Annotated in this window: 12 protein-coding genes; all 12 read left to right on the top strand. The window is 74.6% G+C overall.

What is annotated here, in order from left to right; all coding sequences use genetic code 11:
* A partial coding sequence (locus ABZ914_RS35155; protein WP_500198547.1) for an FGGY-family carbohydrate kinase occupies nt 1–1,257 on the top strand: 1,257 nt, incomplete at its 5' end.
* The gene (locus tag ABZ914_RS35150) at nt 1,254–2,729 is read left to right on the top strand and encodes an FGGY-family carbohydrate kinase (RefSeq protein ID WP_500198546.1); all 1,476 of its coding nucleotides are present in this window, start codon (nt 1,254–1,256) and stop codon (nt 2,727–2,729) included. The genes ABZ914_RS35155 and ABZ914_RS35150, both read left to right, overlap by 4 nt.
* Nucleotides 2,726–3,358, top strand: a complete 633-nt coding sequence (locus ABZ914_RS35145) for a histidine phosphatase family protein (protein ID WP_500198544.1) — start codon at nt 2,726–2,728, stop codon at nt 3,356–3,358. The genes ABZ914_RS35150 and ABZ914_RS35145 overlap by 4 nt, the downstream gene beginning before the upstream one ends.
* A complete protein-coding gene (locus ABZ914_RS35140; RefSeq protein ID WP_190866680.1) occupies nt 3,355–4,407 on the top strand; it encodes a 2-hydroxyacid dehydrogenase in 1,053 nt (350 codons plus the stop codon). The genes ABZ914_RS35145 and ABZ914_RS35140 overlap by 4 nt, the downstream gene beginning before the upstream one ends.
* A gap of 51 nt (nt 4,408–4,458) precedes the next feature.
* Complete coding sequence (locus tag ABZ914_RS35135) at nt 4,459–5,271, top strand: hypothetical protein (protein WP_500198543.1); 813 nt, start codon at nt 4,459–4,461, stop codon at nt 5,269–5,271.
* Between the two features lie 376 nt (nt 5,272–5,647).
* Nucleotides 5,648–6,361: a hypothetical protein gene (locus ABZ914_RS35130; RefSeq protein ID WP_500198542.1), complete on the top strand. Its 714-nt coding sequence runs from the start codon at nt 5,648–5,650 to the stop codon at nt 6,359–6,361.
* 366 nt (nt 6,362–6,727) lie between these two features.
* Nucleotides 6,728–7,663: an NAD-dependent epimerase/dehydratase family protein gene (locus ABZ914_RS35125; RefSeq protein ID WP_500198540.1), complete on the top strand. Its 936-nt coding sequence runs from the start codon at nt 6,728–6,730 to the stop codon at nt 7,661–7,663.
* 8 nt (nt 7,664–7,671) lie between these two features.
* The gene (sigJ, locus tag ABZ914_RS35120) at nt 7,672–8,544 is read left to right on the top strand and encodes an RNA polymerase sigma factor SigJ (protein ID WP_500198539.1); all 873 of its coding nucleotides are present in this window, start codon (nt 7,672–7,674) and stop codon (nt 8,542–8,544) included.
* An 82-nt stretch (nt 8,545–8,626) separates the two neighbouring features.
* Nucleotides 8,627–9,118, top strand: a complete 492-nt coding sequence (locus ABZ914_RS35115) for a metallophosphoesterase family protein (protein WP_500198538.1) — start codon at nt 8,627–8,629, stop codon at nt 9,116–9,118.
* A 50-nt stretch (nt 9,119–9,168) separates the two neighbouring features.
* Nucleotides 9,169–9,702, top strand: coding sequence for a DUF1877 family protein (locus ABZ914_RS35110; protein ID WP_500198537.1), 534 nt, complete (start codon nt 9,169–9,171; stop codon nt 9,700–9,702).
* 42 nt (nt 9,703–9,744) lie between these two features.
* Complete coding sequence (locus ABZ914_RS35105; protein WP_500198535.1) at nt 9,745–10,605, top strand: crotonase/enoyl-CoA hydratase family protein; 861 nt, start codon at nt 9,745–9,747, stop codon at nt 10,603–10,605.
* Nucleotides 10,606–10,724: 119 nt separating this feature from the next.
* Nucleotides 10,725–12,110: a nucleobase:cation symporter-2 family protein gene (locus tag ABZ914_RS35100; protein ID WP_500198534.1), complete on the top strand. Its 1,386-nt coding sequence runs from the start codon at nt 10,725–10,727 to the stop codon at nt 12,108–12,110.
* The last annotated feature ends 28 nt before the right edge of the window (nt 12,111–12,138 follow it).

The following is a 12,138-nucleotide window of genomic DNA, read 5'->3' as shown; positions in this document are numbered from 1 at the left end:
GTCGACTCCGCCGGCGAGCCGACCGGCCCGGCGATCCTGTGGAACGACGGCTGCGCCGCCGCGGCCGTCGAGGGCTGGGCGCGCTCCGGCGTCATCGCCGAGGCGTTCCGCGCGAACGGGTCGCTGCCGTTCCCGGGGCTGCCCAACGCGATCCTCACCTGGCTGCGCGAGCACGACCCCGACCGGCTCGCCCGGTCCGCGGCGTCCCTGACCTGCGGCGGCTGGGTCTTCTCCCGGCTCACCGGCCGGATCGCGGTGGACTCCTCGGACGCGTCGGCGCCGTTCATGGACGTCCGCGGGCGCGGGTTCTCCCGCGACCTGCTCCGCCTCTACGGCATGGAGTGGGCGGCGGCGCTGCTGCCGGACCTGCTCGGCGACGGCGAGCGGGCCGCCCCGCTCACGCCCGACGCCGCCGGCGCGCTCGGCCTGACCGCCGGGATCCCGGTCGTCCTCGCGCCCTACGACATCGCGTCCACCGCGATCGGCGCGGGCGCGGTCGACGTCGGGCAGGCGTGCACGATCCTCGGCACGACGCTGTGCACGGAGATGGTCGTGGACGAGCCGCGCCTCGACGGCGAGCCGTCTGGCTTCACGGTCGCGATGGGCCTGCCGGACCGGTGGCTGCGGGCGTTCCCGACGCTCGCGGGCGGCCAGGTCGTCGACTGGGCGCGCCGGACGCTCGGCCTCGGCGACGACCCGTCCGCGCTGTCCGCGCTGGCGGCGCAGTCCCCGCCCGGCGCCGGCGGCCTGGTGTTCCTGCCGTACCTGTCGCCCGCCGGGGAGCGCGCGCCGTTCCTGGAGCCGCGGGCGCGCGGCGCCTTCCACGGCCTGACCGTCGAGCACGAGCGCGCCGACCTCGCCCGCGCCGTCCTGGAAGGGCTCAGCCTGGTCGTCCGGGACTGCCTGGAGGCGGCCGGGACCCGCCCGACCGAGCTGCGGGTCAGCGGCGGCGGCTCCGCGAGCGCGTTCTGGCTCGGCATGCTCGCCGACGTCACGGGCGTCCCGGTCGTCCGGTCGGCCGACGCCGAGTCGGGCGCGCGCGGCGCGTTCATCGTCGGGCTGCTCGCCACCGGCCGCGCCGAGGACGCCGGGGAAGCGGCGGCCAGATATGTCCGGCCGGGCGAGGTCTGCGACCCCGATCCCGCGCGCGCCGCGCACTACGCGCAGGCGTACCAGGACTTCCTGGACATCCGGCGGGCCACCGCGCCCGCGTGGCCCACGCTCGCCGCGATGCGCGAGCGCGGGGGTGAGCGGTGAGCGTCGAACCCGTGTGGGTCGGGATCGACCTCGGCACGCAGAGCGTGCGGGCCCTGGCCGTCACGGCGTCCGGTGAGGTCGCGGGCAGCGGGACGGCGCCGCTGTCGGGCCGGCGCGACGGTCCGCGCCACGAGCAGGACCCGGAGCTGTGGTGGACGGCCGTCACCGCCGCCTGCCGCGAGGCGCTCCGCGACGTCCCGGCGGGCGCGGTGCGGGCCGTCGCGGTGGACGGCACGTCCGGCACCGTCCTGCTGACCGACCGCGACGGGCGCCCCCTGACCCCGGCGCTGATGTACGACGACACCCGCGCCGCCGGCGCCGTCGAGAAGATCGACGAGGCCGGCGGCGAGGTGTGGCGCAGGCTCGGCTACCAGCGCATGCAGCCCGCCTGGGCGCTGCCGAAGCTGCTGTGGCTGCTGGAGAACACCCCCGGCCTGCCGGACGGCGCGCGCCTCGCGCACCAGGCCGACTTCGTGAACCGGCGGCTGACCGGCCGCCCCGTCGCCGCCGACCTCAGCAACGCGCTCAAGACCGGCGCCGACCTCGTCGCCGAGGCGTGGCCGCTGGACGTCCTCGACGCGCTCGGCGTCCCGGCGGAGCTGCTCCCTGAGCTGGAACGTTCCGGCACCCCGCTCGGCACCGTCGGCGCCGACGCCGCCGCCGCGACCGGACTTCCGGAGGGCACGCCGGTGATCGCGGGCGCCACCGACGGGTGCGCCGCCCAGCTCGGCACCGGCCGCCTCACCGCCGGCTCGTGGAACTCCGTCCTCGGCACCACGCTCGTGCTCAAGGGCGTCACCGACGACCTCGTCCACGACCCGTTCGGCGTCGTGTACTCCCACAAGGCGCCGGACGGGCGGTGGCTGCCCGGCGGCGCGTCCAGCACCGGCGCGGGCGCCCTCACCCGCGACTACCCGGGCCGCGACCTCGCCGGCCTCGACCGCCGCGCCGCCGAGCGTGAACCCGCCGCCGCGCTCACCTACCCGCTCGTCGGCGCGGGGGAGCGGTTCCCGTTCGTCGCGCCGGACGCCCGCGGGTTCACACTCGGCGCGACCGGCGACGAGGCCGACGCCTACGCCGCCGTCCTGCAGGGCGTCGCGTTCATCGAACGGCTCTGCTTCGACCACCTCGACCTGCTCGGCGCCCCCACCGGCGGCGACCTCACCCTCACCGGAGGCGCCGCGAAGTCGCGGTACTGGTGCCAGCTGCGCGCCGACGTCCTCGGACGGCCCGTTGTGCTGCCCCGCCAGGCCGAGCCCGCGCTCGGCGCCGCCGTCCTCGCCGCGTCCGCCGGGCGGGACGTCGCCGAGGTCGCCTCCCGCATGGTCGCCGTCGCGGCCACCGTCGACCCGCGGCCGGGGAGCACCGGCCGGTTCGGCGACGCCTACCTGCGCATGGTCGGCGAACTGGAGAAGCGCGGGTGGCTGCCCGCACCCACCGCCGACCACGCACGCGAGAGGACGGCCCGATGACGCGCCTCGTCCTCGTCCGCCACGGCGAGACCGAATGGCACGCCGAGAACCGCTACGCCGGCACCAGCGAGGTCGCGCTCACGCGGCGCGGCCTGGAGCAGGCCCGGCTGCTCGGCGCGTGGGCGGAGGCCGCCCGGCCCGACGCCGTCTGGTGCTCCGACCTCGGCCGCGCCCGGATCACCGCCGAGCCGTCCGCCAAGGCGATCGGCGCGGACCCCGTCGTCGACGCGCGGCTCCGCGAGCTGCACTTCGGGCGCGGCGAGGGCCTCACCCGCGACGAGATGGAGCGCGCGTTCCCCGACGCGCTGCGCGCCTTCCGCGCCGACCCCGTCGCCGGCCACCTGCCGGGCGGTGAGGACCCGGCCGCCGCCGCGCGCCGCTTCACCGCGTGCCTGCACGACATCGCCGGACGGCACCCCGGCGGCCGCGTCCTGGTCGTCGCGCACTCCACCGCGCTGCGCCTCGCGCTGTGCCGGCTGCTGGGGCTGCCGCTCAAGGACTACCGGCGGCGGTTCCCGTCGCTGGGCAACTGCGCACTGACCGAGATACGGCTCCGGGACGGCGACGCCGCCCTCCTGGAGTTCAACACCGCGATCGAAGGATCGCTCGTTCCCTGGAGCCTGCAATGACGACCCGCGTCCTGGCGGCCGGTGACCTGTTCGTCCGCAACCGCCTGTTCATCGACGCGCTGCGCGCCGCCGCCCCCGGCGACCTGGAGTTCACCGAGCTCACGCTGCCGTGGCCGGTCGAGCCGTTCGGGCGGGTCGCCGAGGTGGACGAGGCGTCCGGCACCGAGGAGCGGCTCATCGAGGCGCTGCGCGGCGCGCGGATCTGCGTCACCCAGATGGCGCCGCTCACCCGCCGCGTCCTGGAGGCGTGCCCCGACCTGGAGCTGTTCGGGATCAGCCGCGGCGGGCCCGTCAACGCCAACCTGGAGGCGGCCACCGAGCACGGCGTCGCCGTCTGCTACGCCCCGGGACGCAACGCCGGCGCCACCGCCGAGCACACCCTCGCGCTGATCCTCGCCGCCGTCCGGCGGATCCCGCAGACCCACGGCGACCTCGTCGCGGGCCAGTGGCGCGGCGACTACTACCGCTACGAGGCCGTCGGCTTCGAACTGCTCGGCAGCACCGTCGGGCTCGTCGGCTGCGGCGCGGTCGGGCGCCGCGTCGCCCGGATGCTGGCCGCGCTCGGCGCGAAGGTCCTCGTCCACGACCCGTACCTGGACGATCTCGGCGACCTCGCCGACGTCGCGGAACTCGTGCAGCTCGACGACCTGCTGGCGCGCGCGCAGATCGTCTCCTTGCACGCCCGCGCCACCCCGCAGACCACCGGGATGATCGGCGCCGCGCAGATCGCCGCGATGGCGCCCGGGTCGATCATCGTCAACTGCGCGCGCGGATCGCTGCTGGACTACGAGGCCGCCTGCGACGCGGTCGAGTCGGGGCACCTGTTCGCCGCCGCGTTCGACGTGTTCCCCGAGGAGCCCATCCCCGCCGGGTCGCGGCTGCTGACCACGCCGAACGTCATCGTCACGCCGCACCTGGCGGGCGCCAGCAAGCAGACCGCCGCGAACGCCGCCCGCATCATCGCCGAGGACGTCGGCCGCCACCTGCGCGGCGAGCCCCTCCTGCACTGCGCGAACCCCGGCGCCCTCACCGTGCCGCGACCGGCCTGACCCCGGCCGCCGCTCCGACTCCCCGCGCGACCCCCACCACGAGGAGGCACGATGCACCCGACCCGCCTACCCGCCGACACACCGCTGACCCGCCGCACCGCCCTCGGCCTCGCGGGCGCCGCCGCGCTCGCCGGCGCCGCCGCGCTGGCGGGCACGGCCCGCCCCGCCGCCGCGGCCGAACGCTCCTACACCTTCGAGCTCGTCTTCAACGTCCCCGACACCGGCAACATGCAGGGCCTGGCCTACCACCGCGGCCGCTTCTTCGTCGGCTTCGACGTCGGCGGCGGCCGGGGCGTCATCCGCGAGTACCGCCCCGACGGCACCAAGGTCAAGGAGAGCGCGCCGCTCAGTGTCGGGCACGCCGCCGAGGTCAGCGTCCGCGGCGCCGACGGCCTGCTCTACGTCGCGACCGGCGGCGGCACCAACCCCACCAAGGTCAACGTCGTCGACTGGACGGGCGAGCCGCGCATCGTCCGCACCATCGATTTCGGCTCCCTCGGCAATTCCGGCCTCGTCGCCGTGGACGACCGGCGCGAGGGGCTGCTCGTCCACGCCGGACCGGGCGACAACGGCCCGTTCGTCTTCGCCTTCACCGACCTCGACGGGAATGTCCGCTCGACGTTCCCGCTCGGTTACCAGGGCGTTCCGCAGGGTTTGGAAATGTCCGGTGACAAGGTCCTGTACTACACCAACAACACAATCACCGTGCTGGACCGCGCCGGCACGATCCTGGAAACGATCACCATCCCGCTGACGGGCGAGAGCGAGGGCCTCGCCGTCGCTCCCGCGGGCCGCGGATCGCGCGTCTTCGTGGGCTACAACAAGCCCAACCGCGTCTACGCGATGACGCCGGCGTTCCGCTGACGGACCAGGCGCGCGGCCGGGTCCGTCCACTACCTCCCAAGCCCGGCCGCGCGCCTTCCCATCGGGATTTCCGCCCATCCGCCGAATTTCCTTCCATGCGATCGTTCCAATCCGATTTCGGTTATAAGATCCGGTGAGAACGGGCATTCGCCGAGCGCCGATTCGCGGTCAGATGAGCGATCTCCGGCGTCCGTTTATCGGAATCCTATGAATTGCGGGCCTCTTTCCCGATCTCTCTACCCTTGCCGGAATGACTCGGGTATGAACAAGGAGTGATCGGCGCGGTCACGGCGGGAAACCGCGGACCGCGCGCAGGGGGCCGCGCGCGGGCGCCCCCGCGCGCGGACGCAGGAAACCCTCTCCGAGGAGGAACCCCGTGAACGCTCCCGCCCGACTCGCCCGGCTCGCCGCACCGGCGGCCGCCGCGTGCGCCGCGCTCGCGCTGGCCGCAGGGCCCGCGTCCGCCGCGATCACCACGATCCGCCAGGACACCGCCACCGGCGCGCCCTACGCCGGGAACTGGCAGATCTCCACCGTCGGCACGCTGAACTTCTCCACCAGCTTCCTGGGCACGAACGTCACCGGCACCTGCGACAGCGCGCAGATGCAGGGCACCACGACCTCCGCCGGCGCCGGCGAGCTGACCGCCGCCTCCATCGGCGCCTGCCACACGTCCAACGGGTTCAGCTCGCCCGCCACGGTCCTCGACCTGGGCGGCGTGTCCGACCGGTCCGGTCAGATCGGCTACGCCCCCGTGCAGGGCGGGCGCGACGGCGTCATCGCCATCGGCGGCGACCTGCGCATCACCCTGAAGGGCCAGGTGCTCGGCCTCACCGTCACGTGCATCTACGGCTTCCGCACCGGCGGCTCCGACGGGCTGACGTTCGACGTCTACAACCGCGACAACCCGAACCGGCCGCTGCCCGACGACGACCTCCAGGGCAAGTCCAGCGCCATCCAGCTCGTCCGCGAGTCCGGCAGCAGCGGGCTCTGCCCGTCCAGCGGCACCGGCAGCGGCGCCGCCATCGGCCGCGGCGAGAGCACCCCCGGCTCCGGCGTCTTCGACCGCAAGCTCTACCTGACCTCGTAGCCGGCAGGGGCGGCGGCCGGGCTCCGGGACGGTGCAAGGGAGTGGTCTTCCACCTCGGTGCCCGGCCGCCCCCTTGACCCTCGCGGTGCTGGGTCGCCGTGTCGGAGCGGCCGGGGGCGTACGGCCGGATCCCGTGGACGATTCGCGAGGACTCCGAGCGTAACCCCGCAGGTCAGCACGGTGTAATGACACCGTGCTTACAGTTGTTTCCCACCGGTGTCCAGATCCCGGAGTGGCTAAATCACCCGGATCCGGCCATGTGCCCTGAATCACATCCGGGACTGTCACGTCCGGCGAAGCCGCCCCGTCCTGATGCCGTAAGCGACCTTCTCCCGGCCCGCGCCGGGACGGACATCAGGAGTCGTCATGCGCGTTCTCGTCGCCGGATCCACCGGAGTCATCGGCCGCCGGCTGATGCCGCTGCTCGAGGCCGTCGGCCACGAGGCGATCGGCCTGTCGCGCTCCGGGGACGGCCCGGCCGGACGCACCCTCGCCGCCGACGCGCTCGACCGGGACGCGGTGTCCCGCGCCGTCCGCGAGGCCGCGCCCGACGCGGTCGTCAACCTGCTCACCGCCATCCCCGCCGCCCTCGACCCGAAGCACCTGGCCCGCGACTTCGCGGTCACCAACCGGCTGCGCACCGAGGGCACCCGCAACCTCTACGACGCCGCCCGCGGCGCCGGGACCGCCCGTATCCTCGCCCAGGGCCTCGCCTACGCCTACCGGCCCGCCGCCGGGCTCGCCGACGAGGACGCGCCGCTGTGGACCGAGCGCACCCCCAAGCAGTTCGCGCCCGTCCTGGCCGCCCTCGTCGACCTCGAGACGATGACCGCCGAAGCCGGCGGCCTCGTCCTGCGCTTCGGGCACCTGTACGGCCCCGGGTCCGCCTACGCGCCCGACGGGTCGTTCACCGCCCAGGTCCGCGCCGGAAAGGTGCCGGTGGTCGGCGGCGGCCACGCCGTCCTGTCCTTCACCCACGCCGACGACGCCGCCACCGCGATCGTCGCCGCGCTCGACAAGGACGTCACCGGCGCCCTGAACATCGTCGACGACACGCCCGTCACGATGGCGGACTTCCTCACCCGCTACGCCCGGATGCTGGACGCGCCCGCGCCCAAACGCGCTCCCGCCGCGCTCGCCCGGCTCGCCGTCGGAGGCTGGGGCGTGGCGTTCATGAACGGGCTGCGCGGCGCCGACAACAGCCGCGCCCGGCTCCGCCTCGACTGGCGGCCCCGCCACCCGAGCTGGGTGCACGGCATGGAGGCCGGCGGAGCGGGCGCCGCCGCCCGCGACGCGGCATGATCGCCCGCATGGACGAGAGGGAAGGCGCCGCCGGCGCGTTCGAGGAGCACCGCCCGCTGCTGCTCGGGCTCGCCTACCGGCTGCTCGGCAGCATGTGGGACGCCGAGGACACCGTCCAGGAGGCGTACCTGCGGTGGACCCGGACCGACCCCGCCGAGGTCGGCAACGCCCGCGCCTACCTGGTGACGATCGTGTCGCGGCTCGCCCTCGACCAGCTCCGCTCCGCCCGCGTCACCCGCGAGGCCTATCCCGGCCCCTGGCTGCCCGAACCGGTGTCCGCCGCCGCGTTCGGGCCGCTGGAGACCGCCGAGATGACCGACACCCTCTCCTACGCGACCCTGCACATGATGGAGCGGCTGTCGCCGCCCGAACGCGCCGTGTTCGTGCTGCGCGAGGCGTTCGAACTGCCCTACGAGGAGATCGCCGGCATCGTCGGCGTCCCCGCCGCGACGTGCCGCCAGCACCACCGCCGCGCGGCGGCACGGCTCGCGGAGGGCCGCGACCGGTTCCGCCCGTCCACCGCCGACCACACCGAGCTCCTCGGCCGCTTCCTCGACGCCGCGCGCGGCGGCGACCTCGCCGCCCTCACCGAGCTGCTCGCCGAGGACGTCGTGGCCTGGAACGACGGCGGCGGCAGGGTCCGCGCCGCGCTCCGCCCCGTCGAGGGCCGCGCCGCCGTCGCCGCGTTCATCACCGGGCTCGGCACCCGCTACGGCTTCGGCGAGGTCCGGATCGTCGAGGCCAACGGCGCGCCCGCGCTCTGGACGCACATCGACGGCCAGGAGCAGCTCACCGCGTTCGACGTCCGCGACGGCCGCGTGCGCGGGCTGTTCGCCGTCCTCAACCCCGACAAGCTCGGCCACGTCCGCCCCGCCCCCTGATCGCGCCCCTGGTCCCGCCGCCTTCCACTGCCGGGCCGACCCCGGCGCGGGCCGCCGGCGCCCGCCGTCGGACAATGGAGGCGTGAGAGCGGTGGTGGTCTCCGACACCCACGCGCCCCGGCGCTGGAAGGGGTGCCCGCCGCGGGTCGCCGAGCACCTGCGGGGCGCCGACGTCATCCTGCACGCCGGGGACGTCTGCGTCGCGTCCGTCCTCGACGAGCTCGCCGAGTACGCGCCCGTCCACGCCGTCCTCGGCAACAACGACGGCCCGGACGTCGCCGCGTGGGGCGCCCCCGAACGGCTCGAACTCGACCTCGGCGGGCTCGCCGTCGCGATGGTCCACGACAGCGGCCAGGCCCGCGGCCGCACCGCCCGGATGCGGCGCTGGTTCCCCGCCGCCGACCTCGTCGTCTTCGGGCACTCCCACATCCCGCTGGACGAGACCGGCGACGGCGTCCGGATCTTCAACCCCGGCTCGCCGACGGACCGGCGCCGGCAGCCGCACGGCACCCTCGGCCTCCTCGACATCGAGGACGGCCGGCTGGCCCGCGCGGAAATCGTTCCCGTGACCTGATCAACGACGGGCACAATGTCCGGCATGGACGGGACCGGCCGGAGGCACCCGTGGGCTTCACCATGACGCTCGGCAGGCACGACTGGACCGAGGTCCACGCGCTCCTCGACCATCCGCACGGCCTGCGCGGCGGCCTGCGCCGGCTCTACGACGCGTGGGGCGGGTCGCTCCGCGAACTGGAGTCGGCGCACACGACGCGCACCTGGGACGCGATCCACATCCTGCTGACGGGATGCGAGAACGACGACGACGCCAAAGGCGTCCCGCTCGGCCCGGCGCCCGCCCGCGACGTCGTCATGGGCGGGCTCGTCCTGACCGGCGGCACCTCCCGCATCAACACGCCGATCCTGCTCAGACCCGCCGAGGTGCGCGCCGTCGACGCCCACCTGCGCGGGATCGACCTCGACGCCCTCATCCGCGAGCGGCACCCCCTGCTGCTGGAGATCGGCCCGTACTCCTTCCACGAACACGACGGAAGCGACATGGTCACGAGGGGGTGGCTCGCCGAGGACGTCGAGGTCCTCCGCGGCTTCTACGCCCGCGCCGCCGCCGCGGGCAACGCGGTCATCAAGGACATCTCCTGAGATGATCGGTCGAGTAAGACCGCACTTACGAAGGGGGCCGGCATGACCGACCGCGTGACCGTGCACGTCCACGAGGGAGTCGCCGACGTGCGGCTCAACCGCCCCGACAAGCTGAACGCCCTCGACCTCGCGACCTTCGAGGCGCTCGCGGAGACCGGCGACGCGCTCGCGGCCGACCCGTCCGTCCGCGCCGTCGTCCTGTCGGGGGAGGGCCGCGCGTTCTGCGCGGGGCTCGACTTCGCCGGCTTCGCCGCGATGGCCGGGGACGCGCCGGCCGACGGCGGCTCCGGCGGCTCCGGGGCCTCCGGCGGGCAGCGGTCCACGCGGCCGCCGTCCGACATCACCGACCGCGAGCCCGGCCGCATCACCAACCTCGGCCAGCAGGCCGTGCACACCTGGCACGAACTGCCGCAGCCGGTCATCGCGGCCGTCCACGGGCACGCCCTCGGCGGCGGCCTGCAGATCGCGCTCGGCGCCGACATCCGGATCGTCGCGCCGGACGCGAAGCTGTCGGTGCTGGAGATCCGCTGGGGCCTGGTCCCCGATATGACCGGCACCGCCGCCCTCCTGCGCCTCGTCGGCGAGGACGTCGCCAAGGAGCTCACCTTCACCGGGCGCATGGTCGGCGGCGACGAGGCCGTCCGCCTCGGCCTCGCCACCCGCACCGCCGGCGACCCGCGCGCCGCCGCCACCGACCTCGCCCGCGAGATCGCCGGCCGGAGCCCCGACGCCGTCCGCGCCGCCAAGCGCCTGCTCAACCGCGCTGCCGAGGGCGGCGACCTCGCCGGCCAGTACCTGGAGGAGTCCCGCGAGCTCGGCGCGCTGCGCGGCTCGCCCAACCAGGCCGAGGCCGTCCGCGCCTACTTCGAGAAGCGCGCGGCCGCCTTCACCGACCCCGCGTAGCCGCCGCGGCCGCGAGGGGTGGGGCCGGGCGACGGCGCGAGGTCCGGAAACCGGTATCTTCTGCCGTCGTGATCAGGGCGTCCACCTGGTCGGACCCACCCCCGGAAGGCAAGGCAGGCATGCCCGAAGAAGGACCGCGCCGGCACCCCGTCGACGAGGTGCTCCCCGTCCCCAAGCTCGCCCTCTACGGTTTCCAGCACGTCCTGGCGTTCTACGCCGGCGCCGTCGTCGTCCCGATCCTGGTCGCCGGCGCCATCGGGCTGTCCCCCCAGCAGCTCGTCTACCTGATCAACGCCGACCTGTTCACCTGCGGGATCGCCACCATCATCCAGTCGCTCGGCGTCTGGAAGATCGGCATCCGGCTGCCCATCGTGCAGGGCGTCACGTTCACCGCCGTCGCACCGATGATCGCCATCGGGCAGGGCGCCGAGAGCGCCACCGCCGGGCTCCTCGCGATCTACGGCGCCACCATCACCGCCGGCCTGGTCACTCTGGTCGCCGCCCCGTTCCTCGGCCGCGTGCTGCGGTTCTTCCCGCCGCTCGTCACCGGCACCGTCCTGACGATCATGGGTCTGGTGCTGCTGCCGAACGCGCTCACCGACGCCGCCGGCGGCGCCGCCGCCAAGGCCGCCGGCAAGGACTTCGGCAGCTGGAAGCACCTCATGTACGCGGGCGGCACCCTGCTGTTCATCATCGTGCTCTACCGGCTCCGGCGGCCGTTCCTCAGCAGCATCGCCGTGCTCCTCGGCCTCGTAGGCGGGACGGTCGTCTCCTACGCCCTCGGCGACACCGCCTTCGACCAGGTCGGCAAGTCCGACTGGTTCGGCGTCACCACCCCGTTCCACTACGGCGCCCCGACCTTCCACATCGGCCCGATCATCGCGATGCTGCTGGTCATGATGGTCACCGTCGTGGAGACCGTCGGCGACTCCAAGGCCACCGGAGAGATCGTCGGCAAGGACGTCACCGACGCCGACATCACCCGCGCGCTGCGCGCCGACGGCCTGTCCACCTTCCTCGGCGGCTCCCTGAACGCCTTCCCCTACACCTGCTTCGCGCAGAACGTCGGGCTTGTCCGGCTCACCGGGGTGCGCAGCCGGTTCGTGGTCGTCGCGGCCGGCGCCGTCATGATCGTGCTCGGGCTGTTCCCGAAGGCCGCCGCCTACGTCGCGTCCATCCCGCCGGACGTCCTCGGCGGCGCCGCCGTCGCGATGTTCGGCATGGTCGCCGTCGTCGGCATCCAGACCCTCGGCAAGGTCGACCTCCGCCAGGAGCGCAACGCCCTCGTCGTCGCCGTCAGCATCGCGCTCGCGCTGCTGCCCACCGTCGTCCCGCAGTTCGGCGAGAACATGCCCAAGGACGTCGCGGCGATCCTCAACAGCGGCATCACCATCGGCAGCATCAGCGCGATCGTGCTGAACCTCGTGTTCAACGTCTTCACGCGCACGCCCCCGCAGGACGAGGAGGCCGCCGTCCCGCCCGCGGAACCGGCGACCACCTCCTGACCGTGCCGCGGTCCGCGGCGGCTCCCGC

This window comes from Spirillospora sp. NPDC046719 (assembly GCF_040645715.1).
Classification (GTDB): Bacteria; Actinomycetota; Actinomycetes; order Streptosporangiales; family Streptosporangiaceae; genus Spirillospora.
Note: the sequence above shows the minus strand (reverse complement) of the source record. Positions and strands in the feature narration are given on the sequence as shown.